The sequence below is a fragment of the Pseudomonas helleri genome (genome assembly GCF_045830615.1).
Lineage (GTDB): Bacteria > Pseudomonadota > Gammaproteobacteria > Pseudomonadales > Pseudomonadaceae > Aquipseudomonas > Aquipseudomonas helleri.
In genome coordinates this window covers 2,449,676-2,471,863 of record NZ_CP174501.1, presented here as the reverse complement: position 1 = coordinate 2,471,863, position 22,188 = coordinate 2,449,676, and the positions used below count along the sequence as shown (strand labels likewise).

General features: G+C 60.0%; 18 protein-coding genes. 12 read left to right on the top strand and 6 right to left on the bottom strand.

Annotation, left to right across the window (positions count from 1 at the left end; translation table 11 throughout):
• Positions 1–47: 47 nt before the first annotated feature.
• The 3 genes from ACJJU9_RS11090 (at position 48) to ACJJU9_RS11080 (ending at position 4,627) form a co-directional block, all read left to right on the top strand.
• Positions 48–2,288 carry a TonB-dependent siderophore receptor gene (locus ACJJU9_RS11090; protein ID WP_407730729.1) on the top strand — a complete coding sequence of 747 codons (2,241 nt, stop codon included), beginning with the start codon at positions 48–50 and terminating at the stop codon, positions 2,286–2,288.
• Positions 2,289–2,307: 19 nt separating this feature from the next.
• Positions 2,308–3,189, top strand: coding sequence for an alpha/beta hydrolase (locus ACJJU9_RS11085; RefSeq protein WP_407730728.1), 882 nt, complete (start codon positions 2,308–2,310; stop codon positions 3,187–3,189).
• A 196-nt stretch (positions 3,190–3,385) separates the two neighbouring features.
• A complete protein-coding gene (locus ACJJU9_RS11080; RefSeq protein ID WP_407730727.1) occupies positions 3,386–4,627 on the top strand; it encodes an MFS transporter in 1,242 nt (413 codons plus the stop codon).
• Here ACJJU9_RS11080 and ACJJU9_RS11075 read toward each other — a convergent pair.
• Positions 4,624–5,814 (bottom strand): sugar transporter, encoded by a 1,191-nt coding sequence (locus tag ACJJU9_RS11075; RefSeq protein ID WP_407730726.1) that lies wholly within the window; start codon positions 5,812–5,814, stop codon positions 4,624–4,626. The genes ACJJU9_RS11080 and ACJJU9_RS11075 overlap by 4 nt on opposite strands.
• Positions 5,815–6,181: 367 nt before the next feature.
• Here ACJJU9_RS11075 and ACJJU9_RS11070 point away from each other — a divergent pair, with 367 nt between their 5' ends.
• Both ACJJU9_RS11070 and ACJJU9_RS11065 read left to right on the top strand, forming a co-directional pair.
• A complete protein-coding gene (locus ACJJU9_RS11070; RefSeq protein WP_407730725.1) occupies positions 6,182–7,240 on the top strand; it encodes a Rieske 2Fe-2S domain-containing protein in 1,059 nt (352 codons plus the stop codon).
• Positions 7,237–8,187, top strand: coding sequence for a PDR/VanB family oxidoreductase (locus tag ACJJU9_RS11065; protein ID WP_407730724.1), 951 nt, complete (start codon positions 7,237–7,239; stop codon positions 8,185–8,187). Before ACJJU9_RS11070 ends, ACJJU9_RS11065 begins: the two co-directional genes overlap by 4 nt.
• Here the strand turns inward: ACJJU9_RS11065 and ACJJU9_RS11060 are convergent.
• The 3 genes from ACJJU9_RS11060 to ACJJU9_RS11050 form a co-directional block, all read right to left on the bottom strand.
• Positions 8,184–8,897: a GntR family transcriptional regulator gene (locus ACJJU9_RS11060; RefSeq protein ID WP_048370210.1), complete on the bottom strand. Its 714-nt coding sequence runs from the start codon at positions 8,895–8,897 to the stop codon at positions 8,184–8,186. The two genes, ACJJU9_RS11065 and ACJJU9_RS11060, sit on opposite strands and share 4 nt — an antisense overlap.
• Before the next feature lie 148 nt (positions 8,898–9,045).
• A complete protein-coding gene (locus ACJJU9_RS11055) occupies positions 9,046–10,272 on the bottom strand; it encodes an OprD family porin (protein WP_407730723.1) in 1,227 nt (408 codons plus the stop codon).
• A 124-nt stretch (positions 10,273–10,396) separates the two neighbouring features.
• The gene (locus tag ACJJU9_RS11050) at positions 10,397–11,728 is read right to left on the bottom strand and encodes an MFS transporter (RefSeq protein ID WP_153389758.1); all 1,332 of its coding nucleotides are present in this window, start codon (positions 11,726–11,728) and stop codon (positions 10,397–10,399) included.
• Positions 11,729–12,277: 549 nt separating this feature from the next.
• Here ACJJU9_RS11050 and ACJJU9_RS11045 point away from each other — a divergent pair.
• Entirely contained in the window at positions 12,278–13,489 is a 1,212-nt protein-coding gene (locus ACJJU9_RS11045) for an MFS transporter (RefSeq protein ID WP_407730722.1), read from the top strand.
• 7 nt (positions 13,490–13,496) lie between these two features.
• On the opposite strand, the gene nikR is transcribed toward ACJJU9_RS11045, so the two are convergent.
• Positions 13,497–13,913 carry a nickel-responsive transcriptional regulator NikR gene (gene nikR / locus ACJJU9_RS11040; RefSeq protein WP_048370204.1) on the bottom strand — a complete coding sequence of 139 codons (417 nt, stop codon included), beginning with the start codon at positions 13,911–13,913 and terminating at the stop codon, positions 13,497–13,499.
• 92 nt (positions 13,914–14,005) lie between these two features.
• On the opposite strand from nikR, the gene nikA reads away from it, so the two are divergent.
• The 6 genes from nikA (at position 14,006) to ACJJU9_RS11010 (ending at position 21,145) form a co-directional block, all read left to right on the top strand.
• Positions 14,006–15,580 (top strand): nickel ABC transporter substrate-binding protein, encoded by a 1,575-nt coding sequence (nikA, locus tag ACJJU9_RS11035; RefSeq protein WP_407730721.1) that lies wholly within the window; start codon positions 14,006–14,008, stop codon positions 15,578–15,580.
• Positions 15,581–15,583: 3 nt separating this feature from the next.
• Positions 15,584–16,525, top strand: coding sequence for a nickel ABC transporter permease subunit NikB (gene nikB / locus ACJJU9_RS11030; RefSeq protein WP_407730720.1), 942 nt, complete (start codon positions 15,584–15,586; stop codon positions 16,523–16,525).
• Positions 16,522–17,367: a nickel ABC transporter permease subunit NikC gene (nikC, locus tag ACJJU9_RS11025; RefSeq protein ID WP_407730719.1), complete on the top strand. Its 846-nt coding sequence runs from the start codon at positions 16,522–16,524 to the stop codon at positions 17,365–17,367. The genes nikB and nikC overlap by 4 nt, the downstream gene beginning before the upstream one ends.
• Complete coding sequence (locus tag ACJJU9_RS11020; RefSeq protein ID WP_407730718.1) at positions 17,364–18,137, top strand: ATP-binding cassette domain-containing protein; 774 nt, start codon at positions 17,364–17,366, stop codon at positions 18,135–18,137. Before nikC ends, ACJJU9_RS11020 begins: the two co-directional genes overlap by 4 nt.
• Positions 18,134–18,922 (top strand): nickel import ATP-binding protein NikE, encoded by a 789-nt coding sequence (gene nikE, locus ACJJU9_RS11015; protein WP_407730717.1) that lies wholly within the window; start codon positions 18,134–18,136, stop codon positions 18,920–18,922. The genes ACJJU9_RS11020 and nikE overlap by 4 nt, the downstream gene beginning before the upstream one ends.
• A 108-nt stretch (positions 18,923–19,030) precedes the next feature.
• Positions 19,031–21,145: a TonB-dependent siderophore receptor gene (locus ACJJU9_RS11010; RefSeq protein WP_407730716.1), complete on the top strand. Its 2,115-nt coding sequence runs from the start codon at positions 19,031–19,033 to the stop codon at positions 21,143–21,145.
• Positions 21,146–21,195: 50 nt separating this feature from the next.
• Here ACJJU9_RS11010 and ACJJU9_RS11005 read toward each other — a convergent pair whose 3' ends face one another.
• A complete protein-coding gene (locus ACJJU9_RS11005; RefSeq protein WP_407730715.1) occupies positions 21,196–22,068 on the bottom strand; it encodes an alpha/beta fold hydrolase in 873 nt (290 codons plus the stop codon).
• Between the last annotated feature and the right edge of the window lie 120 nt (positions 22,069–22,188).

The window sequence follows — 22,188 nt, the reverse complement described above, 5'->3', positions numbered from 1 at the left end:
TTATCATTCGTGATCTTCTTGTATCTGGTTGTCTCGGAGATCACCCGATGTCGTTACATGCGCTGCGCCCTTTCGCCCCTTTTGTGTTGTCCAGTTGCTGGCTGCTGACCAGCTCCGTTCAGGCTGCGACTCAGGACACCACGCCTGCGGCGCTGGAACTCGAAAACACCAACGTCGTCGCCACTGCTCTGGAAGAAACCAAGCAGATGCCCGGCGTGTCGATCATCACCGCAGAAGACATCAAAAAGCGCCCTCCGGCCAATGACCTGTCACAGATCATTCGCACCATGCCGGGGGTCAACCTGACGGGTAACTCCACCAGCGGCCAGCGCGGCAACAACCGCCAGATCGACATCCGGGGCATGGGCCCGGAAAACACCCTGATTCTGGTGGACGGCAAGCCGGTCAACAGCCGTAACTCCGTGCGTTACGGCTGGCGCGGTGAGCGGGACAGTCGCGGCGACACCAACTGGGTGCCGGCCGATCAGGTCGAACGCATAGAGGTATTGCGTGGCCCGGCCGCTGCGTTGTACGGCAACGGCGCAGCTGGCGGGGTGGTCAATATCATCACCAAGCAGGCCGGGGCTGAAACCCACGGCGAAGCCACGGTCTACAGCAATTTCCCGACCCACAAGGATGAAGGCGCCACCGAGCGCATGAGTTTCGGTCTGAACGGCCCGCTGACCGAGAACCTGAGCTACCGGGTGTACGGTAACATCGCCAAGACCGACCCGGATGACTGGGACATCAACCAGGGCCACGAATCACTGCGCACCGGTAACCAGGTCGGCACCCTGCCCGCTGGCCGTGAAGGTGTGCGCAACAAAGACGTGAACGGCTTGCTGAGCTGGCACCTGACCCCGCAGCAGACTCTGGAGTTCGAAGCGGGCTTCAGCCGCCAGGGCAACATCTATACCGGCGACACGCAAAACACCAACAGCAACGCTTACGTAAAAAGCCTGCTGGGCCATGAAACCAACCGTACGTACCGCGAGACCTATGCGCTGACCCATCGCGGTGAATGGGATTTCGGCAGCAGCATGGCCTACCTGCAATACGAAAAAACCCGCAACACGCGGATCAACGAAGGCTTGGCCGGGGGTACCGAAGGCATCTTCAGCAACAGAGGCTTCTACACCGCCGTACTCAAGGACCTGACCGCCCATGGCGAGCTTAACTTGCCATTGCACGCGGGGCTGGATCAGACCTTGACCCTGGGCACCGAGTGGACACAGCAAAAACTCGATGACCCCAGCGCCAACACCCAACTGACCACCGAAGGAGGCGCGGTTCCGGGCTTGACCAGCACCAACCGTAGCACCAGCTCTTCGGCGCAGATTTTCTCGCTGTTTGCGGCCGACAATATCGAGCTGCTGCCCGGCACCATGCTGACCCCGGGCTTGCGCCTGGATCACCACAGCATCGTGGGCAACAACTGGAGCCCATCGCTCAACCTGTCACACGAATTGACCAACACCGTAACCCTTAAAGCCGGTATCGCCCGCGCCTACAAGGCACCCAACCTGTACCAGTTGAACCCGGACTATCTGCTGTATAGCCGCGGTCAGGGTTGCTATGGGCAAACGACCAGTTGCTACCTGCAAGGCAACGCCGACCTCAAGGCTGAAACCAGCGTCAACAAAGAGCTGGGCATTGAGTACAACAACGAAGGCGTTGTCGCGGGTCTGACTTACTTCCGCAACGACTACAAAAACAAGATCGAATCCGGCCTGTCGCCAATCGGCCAGGCCGTGGGCGGCACGGGCTCTTATGCCAATGCCGGGATCTATCAGTGGGAAAACGTGCCCAAGGCTCTGGTTGAAGGCCTTGAAGGTACCCTGACTTTACCGCTGTCAGCGCAAGTGACCTGGACCAACAACTTCACCTACATGCTGCAATCGAAAAACAAGCAAACCGGTGATTACCTGTCGGTGACCCCGCGCTACACCCTGAACTCGATGCTGGACTGGCAGGCCACCCAGGACCTGTCGCTGCAAGCTAGCGTGGCCTGGTACGGCAAACAAACGCCGAAAAAATTCGACTACCACGGCGAACGCGTCACAGGCACCGCCAACAACCAGTTGGCACCTTACGCCATCGCCGGTATCAGCGGCACCTACGCCATCACCCGTCACCTGAGCATCACCGCAGGCGTCGAGAACCTGTTTGACAAGCGTTTGTACCGCGAAGGCAACGCCCAAGGTGTGGCCAACATCGAAGGTGCCGGTGCCGCGACTTACAACGAGCCCGGCCGTACGCTGTTCACCAGCCTGACCGCGTCGTTCTGAGCCATAACGAGATCGCCTGATGAGAACGATGATCCTCCCTCTGGCGCTGCTGCTTGCACTGGCCCTGCCCGTGCAGGCCGCTCAGGCCCGACCTGCGCCTGACCAGCCCATGGACACCAGCCTGCTGCAGCGCAAAGACCTCAAATACAGTTTCAGCTCGCTACTGCTGGACTCTGCTGACGGCCAGCGCCACTACCAACTGTGGATTGGCCGCCCCGCCAGCGCACCGCCCAAAGACGGCTATCCGGTGGTCTGGATGCTCGATGGCAATGCCGCAATGGGTGCGCTGGACCCTCAGTTGCTCAATACGTTGGCGGACGGTAAAGCGCCGCTGCTGGTGGCCATTGGTTACCAGACGCCGCTGCGCATTGAGCGCAACGCCCGAACCTATGACTACACCCCGAACAGACCGGGCGCCGCCCGGCAAACCGACCCGCTGACCGAGCAACCCAGCGGCGGCGCTGACGTCTTCCTCGACCTGCTGCGCGAGCGCATGCGCCCGGCGGTTGCCGCCCAGGCGCCGATCAATCTGCACCAGCAAACCTTGTGGGGCCACTCGTATGGCGGCCTGTTGGTGCTGCACGCCCTGCTCAACCGGCCGGGCGAGTTTGCCCACTACGCCGCGGCCAGTCCGTCACTGTGGTGGACCGACATCAACGTGGATGCGGACTTCAAGCAACGCCTCAAAGGCCATCAACCGCACCTGCTGTTGATGCGCGGCACTGCCGAACCCGGCAACCCGCGCGGGCCGAACATCGGGCAACCGGATCAGCGCATGCAAGCGCTCAAAAGCCAATTGAGCGGCCTGCCAGGGCTCACCGTTGACTACCACACTTTCGATGGCATGAGTCACGGCGAAACCCTGCCCGCCTCGTTGCGTTACGTGCTGCAAGCCCCCTGACCATTCCCCAAACCGTAGGAGCGAGCTTGCCTCGCGATCTTTTAAAAGATCAAAAGATCGCGAGGCAAGCTCGCTCCTACACAAAGACATATGCGCAAGCCCATTCCTACGCGGAATCCAGTCTATAAAAAACATGAATTTTATTTATGGAATGCCTTTCTTTATCTTCACCTGACCTCCATTACCGGGCACCGCCATGACCAGCCAAGCACACTCGAACCCGCTGGATGAACCTCCTGTCGAGGTCAACTGGCAGCGCAACCTGGCTGTCAGTGTGTTCGGCGCATTCACCACTATTATTGCCATGACCTTGTTGCTGCCCTTTCTGCCGTTGTACGTCGAGCAACTGGGGGTCAGCGACCCGGCGGCTATCGTGCAGTGGTCTGGCATGGCCTTTGGCGCAACGTTTTTGACGGCAGCCCTGACGGCACCGTTGTGGGGCCGCCTGGGGGATCGTTACGGGCGCAAGTTGATGCTGATTCGCGCAAGCCTGGGCATGGCCATCGCCATGTCATTGATTGGTCTGGCCGAAAACATTTACCAACTGGTCGGCTTGCGGCTGTTGGCCGGTTTGCTCGGAGGCTACGCGTCGGGTGCAACCATCCTGGTGGCCACACAAACGCCAAAATCGCGCTCGGGTTGGGCGCTGGGCATGCTGGCGTCGGGGATCATGGCCGGCAACCTCACCGGGCCGCTGATTGGCGGGCTGCTCCCGCCGTTGGTGGGCATCCGCAACACCTTCTTTCTGGCCGGCGGGCTGATCTTTATCACCTTCCTCGCCACGTTGTTCCTGATGAAAGAAGTGCCCCGCCGCAAGCCTGCCGCCGGTACGCCTAAAGCCACAGCGGCCAGCGCGTGGAGCGCAATCGCGGACAAACGCCCGGTCATGACCATGTTTGTCGTGGCGGGCCTGATGATGTTCGCGATCATGTCCATTGAACCCATCATCACCGTGTACTTGATCCAGTTGCACACCCAAGATGTCACCCTGATGGCGGGCGTGGTCATGTCCGCCACCGCGCTGGCCAGCGTTTTGTCGGCATCGCGGGTGGGTAAATTGGCCGATCGCATTGGCCACTGGAAAGTCGTCACGGGGTGCATGAGCGTGGCCGCCCTGCTGCTGATTCCTCAGGCGTTCGTGACCAATGAATGGCAGCTGGTGGGGCTGCGTTTTCTGATGGGGTTGGCGCTGGGCGGGTTACTGCCGGGGATCGCCGCGATCATTCGCCACTCTGTGCCCGACAAAGTCGCCGGGCACATGCTCGGCTACTCAACGTCCTGCCAGTACATCGGCCAGGTGCTCGGGCCATTGACTGGCGGCTTTGTCGGCGGGCATTTCGGCATGCCCGCCGTGTTCATCATCACCTGCGTGTTGATGGCAGGTTGTGCTGCGGTGATGCTGGCCCTGCGGCCCCGCCACTCAGTTCAAGGGCATTAAGGGGCATTCGCGGCTTCTGAACGGGCAACCCGGTACATCGTCCATGTGTAGGCGGCCAGGGCCAAACCGGCCAGCGTGCCGCCGATCAAACCGATGTACGAGAAACCCAAGTGGCTGCCGACCCAACTGCCCAGCAGCGCACCGCCGCCGATACCGATGTTGTAGATGCCCGAGAACATCGCCATGGCGACGTCAGTGGCATCCGGCGCCAGGGTCAGCACTTTCGATTGCAGGGCCAGACCAAAGCCCATGATCGACATGCCCCAGATAATGCTCAGGACACTCAACGATTCGACCCAACCACTGGCCGGCAACAGCAGGAGCAGGCACAGCGCCAACAAGCCGATGGCGATCAGCAGAAACAGGTGCGGGTTGTATTTGTGGAACAGGCTGAAGCACAGCGAGCCAATGATCCCGGCGCCGCCGAACAGCAACAGGGTGGTGGTCACGATGGTGCCGCTCATGCCCGCTACGCTCTGCACGAACGGCTCGATGTAGCTGTAAGCGGTGAATTGCGCGGTGATCACCACCGCAGTCAGCACGTAAACCGCCACCAGCGCAGGCCGCCTGAACAATACCGGCAAGCTTCTCAGCGACCCCGAGTTCTGGCTCGGCAGCAGCGGCAAGGTCTTGAACAGCCACAGCACCAGCAAGGACGCCAACCCGGCGATCACCAAGAACGTGGTACGCCAGCCCATTGCCTCACCCAGCAAGCGACCCAGGGGCACGCCCAGGACCATGGCCAGCGAAGTACCGGTGGCGAGCAAACCCAATGCCTGCACCTGCTTGCCTTCCGGCGCCATGCGCACGGCCAGGGATGCAGTGATCGACCAAAACAGCGCGTGGGACAAGGCCACGCCAATCCGGCTGAGCAGCAAAATGCCGAAATGGGTGGCGACGCTGGACAGCAAGTGGCTGACGATAAAGATGACGAACAACGACAGCAGCAGCTTTCGGCGCTCGACGTTACGCGTCAGCAGCATGATCGGCAGCGAGGTCAGGGAGACCACCCACGCGTAAATCGTCAGCATCAACCCGACGCTGGCGGTGGTCATGTCGAAGCTGGCGCCAATGGCACTCAGCAAGCCGACGGGGACAAATTCAGTGGTATTGAACACAAAGGCGGCCAGCGCCAATGCGATGACAGGTTGCCAATTTGCCTGAGGTGTTGCGCCATGGCTGCTCATTTATGGGGTGTTCTACTCGCATTCGGGAAGCTGACAGGTTCTTTTTGCTGCACTGGCGGTCACGCGCTGCACACACAACACGCCCCGGTGCCAGAAGCATAGCCAGAACCACACGGGGCGGCATTCTATAGCGTTCTTGACGGTATGACGGTGAACATCGAGTGACGCCTGCGAGACATTTAGCCGCACGGTGTCGCCACAGCACGCAGCGCCCTTGCAATGGATCCACTAAATACACGCCGCACCCAATTTTGTGTTCGTTAATCGCCTAAATCGACTGTTATTCACTGATTACAAATTGACTCACCCAAGACCAATCCCGCCTAATGGATCCATAAAAGCAATAACACCTGATCTGGAGATTGGTATGTATCCAAAAAATACGTGGTACGTCGCCTGCACCCCCGACGAAATCGACGACAAGCCGCTGGGTCGGCAGATTTGCGGTGAAAAGATGGTTTTTTATCGCGGCCTGGAAAACAAAGTCGCGGCCGTCGAAGACTTTTGCCCCCATCGCGGTGCCCCGCTCTCGCTGGGGTATGTCGACAACGGCAACCTGGTGTGCGGCTACCACGGCCTGGTGATGGGTTGCGACGGCAAGACCGTCGAGATGCCCGGCCAGCGCGTTCGCGGCTTCCCCTGCAACAAGACCTTTGCTGTGGTCGAGCGCTACGGGTTTATCTGGGTATGGCCGGGCGAACAGGACAAAGCCGACCCCGATCTGATCCACCACCTGGAGTGGGCCGTCAGCGATGAATGGGCCTACGGCGGCGGGTTGTTTCATATCGGTTGCGATTACCGCCTGATGATCGACAACCTGATGGACCTGACGCATGAAACCTACGTGCACGCGTCCAGCATCGGCCAGAAGGAAATTGACGAAGCCCCGCCGGTAACCACCGTCGAAGGCAACGAAGTGGTCACCGCCCGGCACATGGAAAACATCATGGCCCCGCCGTTCTGGCGCATGGCGTTGCGCGGCAACAACCTGGCCGATGATGTACCGGTGGACCGCTGGCAGATCTGCCGTTTCACACCCCCCAGCCATGTGCTGATCGAAGTCGGCGTGGCCCATGCGGGCAAAGGTGGTTATCACGCCCCGGCGCAGGCCAAGGCATCAAGCATCGTGGTGGACTTTATTACCCCCGAAACCGACACCTCGATCTGGTATTTCTGGGGCATGGCGCGCAACTTCAACCCGCAGGATCAAGCGCTCACAGCGACGATCCGTGAGGGCCAGGGCAAGATTTTCAGCGAAGACCTGGAAATGCTCGAACGCCAGCAACAAAACCTGCTGGATCACCCGCATCGCGCCCTGCTCAAGCTCAATATCGACTCGGGCGGCGTGCAGTCGCGTCGCGTCCTGGAACGCATCATCGCCAGCGAACGCGAGGCCGCCGAAAGCGTGGTGAGGATCCAGCCATGATTGAAGTGCAGGTTGTTTCGCGCAAAACCGAAGCCCATGGGATTTGCAGTTATGAACTGGCACGTCTCGATGAAAGCCCCCTGCCCGCTTTCAGCGCCGGGTCGCACATTGACGTGCACTTGCCCGACGGGTTGATTCGTCAGTACTCACTGTGCAACCACCCGGATGAACGCCATCGCTACCTGATTGGCGTGCTCAAGGACCCGGCTTCACGCGGCGGCTCTCAACACCTGCACGAGCAAATCAATACTGGCGACCGCTTGCAGATCAGCGAGCCGCGCAACTTGTTCCCGCTCGTCCACGAAGCCCGGCGCAGCCTGCTGTTTGCGGGCGGCATCGGCATCACCCCGATTCTGTGCATGGCCGAGCGCCTGGCCCACAGCAATGCTGACTTCGAGCTGCACTACTGCGCCCGCTCCAGCGACCGCGCAGCTTTTGTGGAGCGCATTCGCCACTCAGCGTTCGCGGACCGCGTGTTCGTGCATTTTGATGAACAACCCGAGACGCTCATGAACGCCGCCCAAGTGCTGGCCAATCCGCAACCTGATGTGCATCTCTACGTGTGTGGACCCGCTGGTTTTATGCAACACGTACTGGACAGTGCACGCGTCCAAGGGTGGGCAGAAGACCGCTTGCACCGCGAATACTTCGCCGCCGCAGCCATCGACAGCAGCCACGATGGCAGCTTTAGCGTCAAAGTCGCGAGCAGCGGCCAGATCATCGAAATCCCGGCCGACAAAACCGTGGTGGCGGTGCTGGAAAGCCATGGCATCGACATCCCCATGTCGTGCGAACAAGGCGTGTGCGGCACCTGCCTGACCAATGTGCTGGAGGGCATACCCGACCACCGCGACATGTTCCTGACCGAAGAGGAACAGGCGTGCAACAACCAGTTCACGCCGTGCTGCTCACGCTCGAAATCGCCGCTGCTGGTGCTGGATATCTAGTCGGCGCGCAGAATCACCCGCATCCGCTCACTGGCCACTGCCGAGCTGAAAATCTCGGCATAGCGCAACGTGGCATTGGCGTGCTCGCGCATCATGGCTTCAGCGCGAGCACCCTGGCCATTGACCAGCGCATCGAACACCGAATGGTGCTGCATGTGCGCGTAATTGAAGCGTCGATACTCGCGGGCCATGTCTTTGCGATCAACCGCCAGCGCCGTGACCGAGGCAAACGGTAAATGATCATTGCGCGCCAGCGCATCGGCAATCGCCGGGTTGTGACTGCCCTCAATAATCACCTGATGAAAGCGCATGTTGAGGTCGTGATAGGCCTCAAGGTCATCTTCGGTCACAAAGCCTTTATCGAACAGCTCGTCGCCTTGCAGCAGGCACAGCTCAAGGGCTGCCCGGCCTTCTGGCGAAAGCCCGCGCTCAGCGGTCAGACGCGCCGCCAACCCTTCAAGAACCCCGCGCACCTCGACAGCACCGGCGATGTCATTGGCACTGACCGAACGCACCTGAAACCCGCGACCGCCAAAACGCACCAGCAAGCCTTCCTGCTCCAGCGTGCGAAACGCCATGCGCACCGGCATACGTGAGACACCGAACAGTTCAGCGGTAGGGATTTCCATCAGACGTTCGCCTGCGGCCAGCTCGCCCGAGGCAATCATTTTGCGCAGTGCAATCAGCACCAGTTGGCCGGGCTTGCTCATCCAGGCGGCTTCCAGAAAACAGGGGGCCGACATAGTAGCCCAGATCGACCTCAAAACCCTGTAGGAGCGAGCTTGCCTCGCGATCTTTTCAACATCAACAGATCGCGAGACAAGCTCGCTCCTACAGGGCGGGTTGAGTACCGGGGTATTACATCGACAACGGGTAGCTGATGATTACGCGGGTTTGGTCAAAGTCGCTATTGAAGGTGCGCCGGTTGGTGGAGTTGTTGACCCGCAGGCTGAGGTTTTTGAAGCTGCCACTCTGAACGGTGTAACCGATCTCGGTATCGCGCTCCCATTCCTTGCCGTTGGTGCCTTGCTTGGTGGTGGCATTGTCGCCGTGACCATATCGCACCATTGCCAATAAGCCCGGTACGCCCATGGCGGCAAAGTTGTAGTCGTAACGCACTTGCCACGAACGTTCGTCCGCGTTGCTGAAGTTGCCGTTGAACATGTCGTTGCCCAGGGTTCGCCCGCTGCTGCCGTACACCGACATCCAGCTGGTGTCGCCGCTCACTTTCTGCACACCGAGGTACAGCGTGTGCCCGCCCGTCGCGGCGGAAAACAGGCCGTACGCCGTGCGGCTGCTGACGTTGCCGATGCGCGCGCTGCCGTCATCCTTGTCGATGAAGTAGCCCAGGTTGGCGCCCAATACCCAGTCGCCCACCGGCTGCTTATGCAGCAGGTTGAAGTAGCTCTGCTGGTAGATGTCTTTGAGTTGCGAATGCCAGACACCCACCTGGGTACGCTGCTCGTTGAAGCGATAATCTGCCCCCGCATAGTTAAAACGGTCAGATGTCACGCCCGGTGCGGCCCACGTCGACAGCTCTTGCATGTCCGAGGAGTTACGCAGGCTGACCTTGCGGTATTGGCCAGCCTGTACCGCCAGCCCTTCGATCTCTTTGGACACCAGCATCGCCCCGCGAAAGGTTTGCGGGAGCAGACGACCGTCGTCATAGCGCAGTACCGGCACGTCCGGCATCAGTTCACCGACTTTGATTTCAGTGGCCGAGAAGCGCATTTTTGCCGCCACCCCGGCACGGCTGAAATTGTCTGCGGCGCGCCCATTGCTGCGCACCGGCAGCAGCTCCGAACCACTGGCCTCGCGGCTGCTGTCGAGCTTGACGCCGAGCATGGCAATGCCATCCACCCCGAATCCGACAACGCCTGGGGTAAAGCCCGAACTGAACTTGAGGATAAAGCCTTGCGCCCACTCATCGACCTTGCTTTTGGTCGCCCCAGGGTCGCGAAAGTCGCGGTTGAAGTAGTAGTTGCGCAGCAGCAGATCCGTGCTGGAATCTTCAAAAAAGCCTTGATCCTGCGCCATGACAGGGGCGCACAAGGTCAACGACAGCAAGCCAATGGTGTTCTTCATTATTATTGTTCTCCGTTTTTTGGACGCAGCCGCTCCCCGCAGCTGAAAAAGCCCGCCCAGCTCTGGTTGAGGTGTACGTGTGGAATGTGCCCGGCCAGGGCCGGGCATTAATCAGTGCCCGAGATCAGGCTGCCGAAAGCACCGGCTGCGCGGTAGGAGCGCCCGGTTTGAGCAGCAACAAACAGCCTGCTGCGATCACGAATACGATGGCGAACACCCCGTACAAGTGCAGCGGTTGCCAGCCGCCATCGAGCAGAAAACCGGCCACGATGGGCGACAGGATCGCGCCGATCCGGCCAATCCCGATGCCCCAGCCCACGCCTGTGGTGCGCACCGAGGCGTCATAGACGATCGGCGACAGCGCATACAGCCCGGCCACGCAACCGTTGGAGAACATCCCGATCAACAGGCCCAGACCCAGCGCCGCCATGACCGAAGAAGCCGAGCCGACAAACAGCACCAACAAGCCCGCCGTCACCAGCATGAACAGCGACAACACCCGTGTCAGCGGCCAGCGCGAGGCCAAACCACCGACCAGCGCGGCGCCAAAGATCCCGCCCACGCTCAACAACACGCCGCCGGTGATGCCCTGCTGCGCAGAAAGCCCGGCAGACACCAGCAACTTGGGCGTCCAGCTCATCACGAAGTAGAAGCCGAACATCACCAGGAAGAACAACGTCCAGATCAACAACGTGGTGCGGCGCAGTGCTGGCGTCAGCAGCTTGGTAAAGCCCTTGCCCTCGCCTGCCACGCTCGCCACCACGGGCGGCATTTGGCTCAAGGTCGGTAGCCCCATGCGCCGGGCCAGACGGTTGATACGTTGCAAGGCGGTTGCCGGACGACGGGCCAGCAGAAAGTCCAGCGACTCCGGCAACCACAGCAGCACCAGCGGGATAACCGCAAAGGTCACGATGCCACCAAACAGAAACACCGAACGCCATCCCCAATGCGACAACAACCACACGGCGATCAAGCCGCCGAGCGTGGCGCCCAAGGCATAGCCGGTGGACTGCAAACTCACCGCCAGGCCGCGCCAGCGCTTGCTCGCGTACTCACTGGCAATCACGTTGCTGCTGGCCAGAATGCCGCCGATACCCAGCCCGGTCAGGCCGCGCAGCAGCGCCAATTGAGTGGGCGACTGGCTCATCGACGAGAGCAGCATGCCAACGCCAGAAACCACCAGGCACAGCAAGATCAATGGACGGCGACCGATGCGGTCCGCCCAGGGGGCGATAAACAGAGAACCAGCGGCCATGCCGAACAAACCGGCGCTGAGCAGCATGCCGATTTGCGCCCCGCTCAACGCCCACTCGGCTGATACCGAGGCGGCGGTGAAGGCCATCACCAGCACATCGAAGCCGTCGATCATGTTGAGCACAATGCAGATTCCGATGGCGAGCCATTGGAAAGAACTCATCGGGCCAGTGTCGACAGTGGTTTTCAGATCGATAGCCATGCGCGTGCCTCCTGCCCGGACATCACCGAAGCAAAAGAGCCGCACAACACGGCGTGACTCACAGACATAAAGCATGCAGAACCCAGGCGGTTCTTTGCCCTTGAGAAGGCTTTCATGACGAGACCCTTTTTGTAGTTTTTATGGGTAACGGTCAGGGGCGAGACCCCGGACATCACCTGGCCGATAGTCAACCCGTTAATGGATCCATAGACAAGATGAGGGCCGGGGTGGGACAGGGCAAAACGTCTCTATTTAACTTTTCAAATTTGTAATATATGCTTATTTATCAGTTAGTTAGACACTCACAACATGACCGATATTACTGTGCGATTATCGATCACCATCCGTTCACTGTAGGAGCGAGCTTGCCTCGCGATCTTTTAAAAGATCAAAAGATCGCGAGGCAAGCTCGCTCCTACAAGCGGCAATTGTGCCCATTGTTTAGAACATCCCGACCTCAGGATCCGAAGGTTTGGATCCTGTGTGGCCGGGCAAGTCTGGTATTAAGCACTTCACAACAACAATTGCCGCCCAAGGACTCCCTCCCCCATGCCATCTTCTGCACCTGCCGCCCGCACGTCCAACGGCGTGTTCGGCCTGTTTTGTCTGGGCAGTTACTTGTTGTCCGTGTCGTACGGCACGACGTTTTTGTTGGCCATGATGCTCAGCGCTCACGGTGGCAGTGAGTCCGATGCAGGCACGATTATTTCGGCGGCCATGGTCAGCACGTTTGCTGCGGTGATTTTCTCCGGGCACCTGACCGATCTGTTCGGCGCGCCCAAATCCATTGCGGCAGGTGCTGTGCTGCTGGCCGCCGCGTGCCTGGGCTTCGCCAATGTGCAGACATTCGGCGTCGCGGCTCTGCTGTTCGGGTTGCTGTTGGGCCTGGGTTGGGGGGTGTTTTACACCTTGGGCCCGATCATCGTGGCAATGATGATCGAACCCGCGCGCCGGGTTAAATATTTTGCCCTGCTGTCGGGCAGCATGATGACTGGCATCGGCACCGGCCCTTTGCTCGGTCGGGCCAGTGAAGCGCTGGGCTACCCGGTCGAAACCGCGTTTATCGCGGCCACCGTCGCCAGCTTGCTGGGCGGCCTGGCGTTTGTCCTGATCGGCCCGAAAATCAAGGAGCAAAGCGCAATTGTCGGCCCGGTCAGCGTGTGCAAAATCACACCACGTGCCGCCGTAACGGTGCTGCGCTCAAAAGCGCTGTTCGCGATTGTCATGGTCGGTTTGGGCGGTGCGATTTTTGGCGGGCTGTCGAGTTTTCAAACCTCTTACGCGACGCTCAATCAGTTGGATTATTCGCTGTTCTTTCTGGGCTTCATGAGCGCCGCGATTTCCTGTCGGCTGTTCATCGCGGGCTTTATCGTCAAACGTGACCCGTACTGGATGGCCTGTGCATTGACCGCCATGATCGTGCTCTCGGTGCTGATGTTTATGTTCAGCGTCACTTCCAGCGCAACCTATGTGCTGGCTGCGGTGACGCTTGGGGTGGGTTACGGGCTGACCTATTCAGTGATCAACGGGCTGGCCGCCAACGAAGCACCCGCCGGGCACACCTCGCAATCACTGGTGCTGTTCAGCCTGGCGTATTTTATCGGGGTGTTTGGTTTTCCATGGCTGGCCGGGCACATCATCGTCAGTTACGGCATCCCGACCCTGCTGTCGATCATTCTGCTGATCGCGCTGTGCAACTGGTCAATCACTGCCGGCCGTCTGTTGTGGCGCACACGGACCGCCACGTGCGCCAATGCCTGATCACGGGTCACTGTTCAGCGACGAGCGCCTCAAGCGGAATGATCTGCGCGCTGCCATGGCGCACGCCACGCTCGGCCATGACCTGACGCGCCAGTGCTGAAACCTCCCCCACCGCGCCCTTGAGCACCGAGACCTCCATGCATTTGCCCTCGTCGAGGTGCACATGCAGGGTCGACAGGGTCAGGTCGTGGTGTTCATGAAACGCGTTATTCAGGCGCTTGGACAGCTCCCGCGTGGCGTGATCGTAGACATAACTCAAGGTCGCCACACAGGGTGCCTCGGGGTCGTCTGCCGCCTGTTCCAGCAAGCCTGCACGCAACAAATCCCGGATGGCTTCGGAGCGACCTTGATAGCCGTGCGCCGCAACCCGCTCGTCAATGACGGTCAGCAAGGCATCGTCCAGCGAAATTGTGACCCTTTGCATTAAAATTTGCCTCGCAGTTATGAGCTTTTTACATAAACTTCACACCCAACGCGTGAATAGGCTACTGGCCATCAATCATTGGGAGACGCAGTGTGAAGCAGTCAAGTGTGAAAAAACAGCTTGCCCTCTGGATCATGGGCGCCTGCCTGTGCATCGGCACAATATCGGCCTACAGCGCCACTGCCGCCCCGACCCTGACCTATTCATGGCCCACCAATGCCGGGCCTCTGGACCCCAGGGGCTACTCGCCTAACCAGATGTACGCCCAGGCCATGGTGTATGAGCCCTTGGTGCGTTACACCGCCGAGGGCACGCTCGAACCTTGGCTCGCCACACACTGGAGCGTCTCGCCTGACGGCAAAACCTACACCTTCACCCTGCGTGACCATGTGCAGTTCAGCGATGGCAGCCCGTTTAATGCGGCCGCAGCCAAGGCCAACCTGGATGCGGTTTTGGCCAATGCCAAACGCCACCAATGGATGGAGCTGGTCTCGACCCTGGACCGCGTTGAAGCCCCCGACGAACACACCCTGGTGTTGCACCTCAAGCACCCGTACTACCCGACCCTGATGGAACTGGCGCAAGTACGCCCGCTGCGGTTTGCCGCGCCCGACGCCAAACCCGGCACACCGGTCGGTACCGGGCCGTGGGTGTTGGCGCAAACCCGGCGCGGAGAGTACGACCGTTTCGAGCGCAACGAGCATTACTGGGGAGCTAAACCAGCCTATGGCGAGGTGTTGGTCAAAGTAATTTCAGACCCGGACAGTCGCGCCATTGCCTTGCAAACTGGCGAACTGGACCTGATCCAGGGTGCTGAAGGCGAAATCTCCCCCGGGACCTTTGTGCGGCTGCGTGACGCCGGTTTCAACACCGCCATATCCGCGCCACTGGCCACCCGCACGGTGGCGATGAACACCGGGCAGGCGCCGACCAACGAGTTGGTGGTGCGTCAGGCCATCAATCAGGCGGTAGACAAAGACACCATCATCGCCAAGGTGCTGCACGGCCTTGAACCGCGTGCCGACGCGCTGTTTTCCAGCAACATGCCCTACGCCAACATCGGTCTTAAAGCCTTGCCTTATGACCCCGATCATGCCCGGCAAACCCTCGACTCTGCGGGCTGGAAAATTCCTGCCGGAAAAACCGTCCGCGAAAAAGACGGCCAGCCGTTGAGCACCGAACTGGTGTTTCTGGGCACTAGCGCGCTGCAAAAAAGCCTGGCAGAAATCATTCAGGGTGAGTTGGCCAAGGTCGGCATCAAGGTCAAGTTACGCGCCGAAGAAGAAGGCTCATTGGTGCAGCGCCAACGCGAGGGCCGCTTCGGCATGATCTTCGCTGATACCTGGGGCGCGCCGTACGATCCGCACTCGTTTGTAAGCTCCATGCGCTACCCCGGACATGCCGATTACATGGCCCAGCGCGGGCTGCCGATGAAAGATGCGATTGACCACGAAATAGCCGAGGTTCTGGGGCAAACCGACGAAGGCAAACGTGCCGAAGGTTACCGCGATATCCTCACCACACTGCATGACCAGGCGGTGTACCTGCCGGTGTCGTACCTCACGGCCATCAGTGTCAGCGCCAAAGGGGTCAATAACGTGCAGTTCGGCAGCACGCTGTTTGACGTGCCCTTTGAAGCCATGCGCCCTACCACGGGGAAGCCCTGAGCCATGCTGCGTTATATCTTTTTGCGGCTTTTGCTACTGGTTCCGGTGTTGCTGGGGGTGTCGTTGATCGTCTTTGTCCTGCTGCACCTGGGCAATGGCGACCCGGCGCTGGATTACCTGCGCCTGTCACAGATCCCGCCCACCGACGCGGCGCTAGCCGAGGCGCGGCATGCCCTGGGCCTCGACCGGCCTTTGGTTGAGCAGTACGTCAGTTGGCTATGGAATGCTGTGCACCTGGATTTCGGCACGTCGTATATCACCGGGCGCCCGGTGCTGGATGACGTGCTGTATTACCTGCCCGCCACCTTGCAACTGGGCGGCCTGGCGCTGCTCGTGACCTTGCTGATGAGTATTCCGCTGGGCCTGGCGGCGGCCCGCTGGAAAGGCCGCTGGCCGGATCAAGTGGTGCGTTTTATCACCTTTATCGGGGTGTCGATGCCGAACTTCTGGCTGGCTTTTTTGCTCATCGCCCTGCTCTCGCTGTGGCTCGGCTGGCTGCCGCCCATGGGCCGTGGCGGCCCGCAACACTTGGTCATGCCGGTGCTGGCGATTGCCCTGATGTCGATGTCGATCAATGCCCGCCTGCTGCGCGCCAGCCTGCTCGATGTGCGCCAGCAGCGGCATGTGTTTTACGCCCGGGCCCGCGGCCTGAACGAGCGCCGGGTTTGGCGCGACCATATTCTGCGCAACGCCTGGATGCCATTGGTCACCGCCACCGGCATGCACGTTGGCGAGTTGTTGGGCGGCGCATTGGTGATCGAAACCATATTCGCCTGGCCCGGTATCGGCCGTTTTGCGGTGAGCGCGGTGCTTAATCGCGACTTCCCGGTGATGCAATGCTTCACCTTGCTGCTCACCACGCTGCTGGTGCTGTGCAACCTGGTGGTCGACATCTGCTATGCCTGGCTCGACCCGCGCACGCGCCTGTCGGGGGTGATGGCATGAGTAGCGTGAACACTGTGTTGGCAGGTAAAAAAGGCGGCCTGCGTGTCGGCTATGTACTGGTTGCGCTGCTGCTGATGTTCGCTTTGTTCGGGGCCTGGATCGCGCCCTACGACGCCACCCTGGTCAACCTCGACGACCGTTTGCTGCCCGCCAGTACCAGCCATTGGCTGGGCACCGACCATCTGGGCCGCGATGTGCTTTCACGGTTGATCGTCGGCACGCAATGGTCGCTGGGCAGCGTTGTGCTGGTGTTGGGGCTGGTGCTGATCTTAGGCGTAACCATTGGCGGCATCGCCGGGATTGTTGGCGGCAAGGTCGACATGTTTCTGATGCGCCTGTGCGACATGTTCCTGACCTTTCCGACCCTGGTGCTGGCGTTCTTCCTGATGGCCCTGCTGGGCACCGGGCTGACCAACGTGATTATCGCCATCGCCCTGTCGCACTGGGCCTGGTATGCGCGCATGGTGCGCGGAATGGTGCTGGCCCAGCGCAACCGTGACTACGTGCTGGCTTCCCGGCTGTCCGGGGCTTCACGCCTGACCCGCCTGCGTCAGCATGTGATGCCCAACGTGGTCGGGCAGTTGCTGGTGCTGGCGTCGATGGACATTGGCCACATGATGCTGCACGTCTCTGGGCTGTCCTTCCTCGGCCTCGGGGTCAGCCCGCCGACGCCCGAGTGGGGTGTGATGATCAACGACTCCAAGGAGTTTATCTGGACCCACCCGCAACTGCTGCTGTGGCCGGGGCTGATGATTTTTATCTCGGTGATGGCCTTCAACCTGCTCGGTGACGCCTTGCGCGACCGGCTCGACCCCAGCGTACTGGCGGAGATCAAGGAATGACCCGGACCCTGAGCATTCAAGGCCTGTGCCTCAAACATCAGCAACGCACATTGGTGGACCAACTCGACCTCACGCTCAAGGCTGGCGAGGTACACGCGCTGGTGGGCGCCAGCGGCTCGGGCAAGTCCCTGAGCTGCCTGGGCATTCTCGATCTGTTGCCTCCCGGCGTGCACAGCCAGGGCGGCACGCTGCGTCTGGACGGCCACGTGGTGCAACCGGCGCAGTTGCGCGGGCGCGAAGCCGCGCTGGTGCTGCAAAACCCGCGCAGCGCTTTCAACCCGGTGCGCTCATTGCGTCAGCATGCCCAGGAGACCCTGCTCAGCCGAGGATTGCGCGGGGTGCACGCCGATCAATTAATTCTCGACACCCTTAACGAAGTCGGCCTCAACGATGGGCCGAGGGTGCTCGATTCTTTTGCTTTTCAGCTCAGCGGCGGCATGTTGCAACGCTTCATGATTGCCCTGGCGCTGCTCGCAGACAGCCACTTTTTGTTGGCCGACGAACCCACCAGCGATCTGGATGTTGTCGCCCAGGCACGCTTTCTCGACTTGCTGGAGCGCCTGGTCGCAGAGCGAAACCTCGGAGTGCTGCTGATTACCCACGACATGGGCGTGGTTGCGCGTTGTGCCGATCAGGTGTCGGTCATGGCCCATGGGCGCATCGTCGAACAGGCCGATGTCCACACCCTGTTCAACACCCCGCAAAGCGAAGAAGCGCGCACGCTGCTGGCCGCGCACCATGCATTGACTCTGGAGACCTGCACGCCATGACGTTTATTCAGGTATGCGATCTGAACCACGGTTACACCGCTGGCGGAATGTTCAGCAAACGTCACCGCGTGCAGGTGCTCAAAGGGCTGAACCTCGACCTGCACGCGGGCCAGAGCCTTGGCCTGCTGGGCGCAAGCGGCAGCGGTAAAAGTACCCTCGCCCGCTTGCTGATGGGCCTGGAAACACCCGTTCAAGGCACTGTCCTGTTCGAGGGCCAGACGTTACAGGGGCTGGACCCGCAGCACTTTCTGCGGCGGGTGCAAATGGTCTTTCAAGACGCCATCAGCGCCTTCAACCCCCAGCGCAGCATTGGCTGGAGCATTGCCGAGCCATTGCGCCATCTTTCGGACATGGACGCCGAAGCCATCCAGGCCCGCGTGGAGCGCCTGTTACTGCAAGTCAAACTGTCGGCCAGTGACAGCGACAAGTTGCCAGCGCAACTCAGCGGCGGCCAGGTGCAACGCGCCGGTATCGCCCGGGCGCTGGCGATTGACCCGCAGATGATCATTCTCGACGAAGCCCTGTCCAACCTTGACCGGGTATTGCAGGTGCAAATACTCGACCTGCTGGCTGACGTGCGGCGTGAATCTGGCACCGGGTTTTTACTGATTACCCATGACCTGAGTCTGGTCCGGCGGTTTTGCCAGCGGGTGGTGGTGCTGGCTGATGGCAAGCTGGTCGAAGACCGCGAGGTCATGCCCGGCATGCGCTTCGAACACCCGGCGGCACGCACCCTGCAAGAGGCGGTATTGCCGGCCATGCCGTCCAAAGTCCGCGCCAGCTAAATACAAATGGTAAAGATTTGTAAATAGAAATGATTTGCATCCGTATAGATGTAAAACTTTGTAACCGATTTTGGCTACGCAGTTCCACATCCGGAGTATTCGCAGATCATGCACAAACTGTTCACCCTGCCAACGTCAGCACTGACGTTGGTTGCTTTAGGTATGTTCAACCACGCTTTCGCCGCTCAAGGCGCTGTCGACCTGCCCGCCACCACGGTCAATGCTGCTGACACCGAAGAGGACTCGCCACAGGGCTATCAGGGCAAACCCAGCGCCACCACGACCCGCCTGAACCTGACCGCGCAAGAAACCCCGCAAGGCGTTACCAGCATCAAGCGTGAGCAACTGGATGACTTCAAGCTCAACAGCATTCGCGATGTACTGGACAGCACGCCGGGGGTGAATGTGCAAAAGGTCGAAACCGACCGTACCTACTTCACCGCGCGCGGTTTTGACATCACCAACTTCCAGTACGACGGCATGGGCATGCCGCTGAACGGAGGATTGCTGGTGGGCGATATCGACATGGCGCCCTACGAGCAAGTGGACATTCTGCACGGCGCCAACGGGTTGATGAGCGGCACCGGCAACCCGTCGGCCACGGTCAACTTTGTGCGCAAACGGCCGACGGCTGACACCCAGGCCACCGTCAGCGTCAGTGCCGGTTCGTGGGACAAGCGCCGGGTTGACCTGGACGTTTCCGGGCCGTTGACTGACTCAGGCAATGTGCGCGGCCGTTTTATTTATGCCAATGACACCGGCAACTCCTACCTCGACCGCTACTCCCGGGAAAAGAACATTCTCAGTGGCCTGCTGGCTTTTGACCTGACCGACAGCGACACACTGACTGTCGGCATCGAAGACCAGAAGTCCAACTCCAATGGCGCCAGTTGGGGTGCACTGCCGCTGGCCGATGCCAACGGCAACCCGATCCACTATCACAGCACCCGTTCGAATATTTCCCAGCCGTGGGTGTATTGGGACGTGCACACCACCCGCGCCTTTGCCGAGTGGGAACACCGCTTCGAGAATGACTGGAAATCGACGCTGACTTTGACGGCGATGGAACACCGTGAAGACACCAACATGTTCTACGTCTACAGCAACAGCGCGTCTGCCACCGGCTATACCGGCCTGGCTTCCAAGTACAAGGACGATACCCGCGAGCTGGATGGCGATCTGTCTTTCAGCGGCCCTTTCAGCCTTGGCGGGCGTGAGCATCAGTTGACCTTCGGCGCCAACATCGCGCGCTCGCACACCCAGGAAACCTCGTTGTACGGCACCTCGTCGTACTACACCTCGGTGTCGCTGCAAGACGCCCTGAACGGCGATATCCCCAAGCCGACGTACAACATTGCCACAGACGCCGCGACCTCCAACTACACCGATCGGCAAAAGAGCCTCTATGCCGGGGCGCGGTTTAACCTTACCGATGACCTGCACCTGGTCACCGGCGCACGCATGCTCAGCGCTGACAGCGATGGCGAAAACTACGACACCGCCCGCGATGTGAGCATTCATGGCAAGGTCACGCCTTACGCGGGGGTGATCTACGACCTGACAGAGCAATACTCGGTGTATGCCAGCTACACCAAAATCTTTAACCCGCAGTACAGCCTGAACACCCAGGGCAAGGTTATCGACCCGCTGGAAGGCAAGAGTTATGAGGCCGGCATCAAAGGTCGTTTGCTCGACAATAAACTGAATGTCACGGCAGCGGTCTTCCACACCCAACAAGACAACGTGCCGACGTATGCTGGCTACAACCCCGCACTGGGCGGTTACTTGTACGATGGCGAGTCGTACAAGAGCAGCGGGATTGAACTGGAGGCGTCGGGCGAACTGGCCCCCGGCCTGCAAGTCAGTGGCGGCTACACCTATGTGTACATCACCAACGCTGATGATCAGCGCGGCAACAAATTTATCCCGCGCAATGCGCTGACCTCCTCCATGACCTACCAGTTGCCGATGGCGCCCAAGGTCAAGGTCGGTGGCAGCCTGAAATGGCAAAGCAAGGTCGAGAACGACACCACCCCGGCCGCCAGCCAGGATGCCTACGCGCTGGTGGGCCTGATGGCCAGTTACCAGATCGACCCGCACTGGAGCACCCAGCTGAACCTCGACAACCTGACCAACCAGAAGTACCTGGACAGCGTGCGTTACGCCCAAAGCAACTTTGGCGACCCGCGCAATGTCACGGCCTCCGTGAGCTGGAAGTTCTAAAAGCACCCGGCAGGCTTGCCCTTGCTGGCAAGCCTGCCGGGCTTCAAGGTTCAACCCCGTGGCAGCACCGCCAAAATCCGCTGGGCGATGTGCTCGGCGTGGGTCTCGAGAGCAAAGTGGCCGGTGTCCAGCAATTCCACCACCGCGTTGGGGTTATCGGTTTTATAGGCGTGAGCCCCCGGCGGGATGAAAAACGGATCGTGCTTGCCCCAAATCACCAGCGTCGGCACCTGGGCAGCCTTGAAAAACGCCTGAAACTGCGGGTACAGGGTCAAGTTGTTGCGGTAGTCGAGAAACAGGTCCAGCTGGATGTCGTCATTGCCCGGCCGCTGCATCAACAGCAGGTCCAGCATCCATGACTCCGGGGCCACCAGTTCTGGCCTTTCAACGCCGTGCAGATACTGATAACGCGTGCCTTCCAGGCTCAGTACCGCGTTGCGGATAACCTCACGATTAGCCGCCGTCGGCTCGGCCCAATACGCACGAATCGGCGCCCAGGCATCGCCCAGCCCTTCGAGGTACACATTGCCGTTTTGCGAGACCAGCGCACTGACTCGCTGCGGCTGTGCCACGGCCAGACGAAAACCCACCGGCGCGCCGTAATCAAACACATACAGCGCATACCGCGTGAGTTTCAACGCATCGACGAAATGCCCCATGGTAATTGCCAGGTTATCGAAGCTGTAGCTGTAGCCCCGCGCCTCAGGCACTTCAGTAAAACCGAAGCCCGGCAAATCCGGCGCAATAACCCGGTAGTGAGCCGCCAGCAACGGGATCAGGTCGCGGAACATATGTGATGAGCTGGGAAAACCATGCAGCAACAACATCACCGGTGCCGACGGATCACCAGCCTCGCGATAGAACACACGAACACCATCGGCCTCAATGTGTTTATAACGCACCACGGGGTTTGAATTGGGCATACAGACGCTCCTCAAGTAACCATTAAAATAAAATATTCGGGTTAGCTTTTAAAAAGCTGCGCCCAAATCAGTAACCTGTCAAATTAATTATTATGGTTACACGATCTAATTAAGTAACTA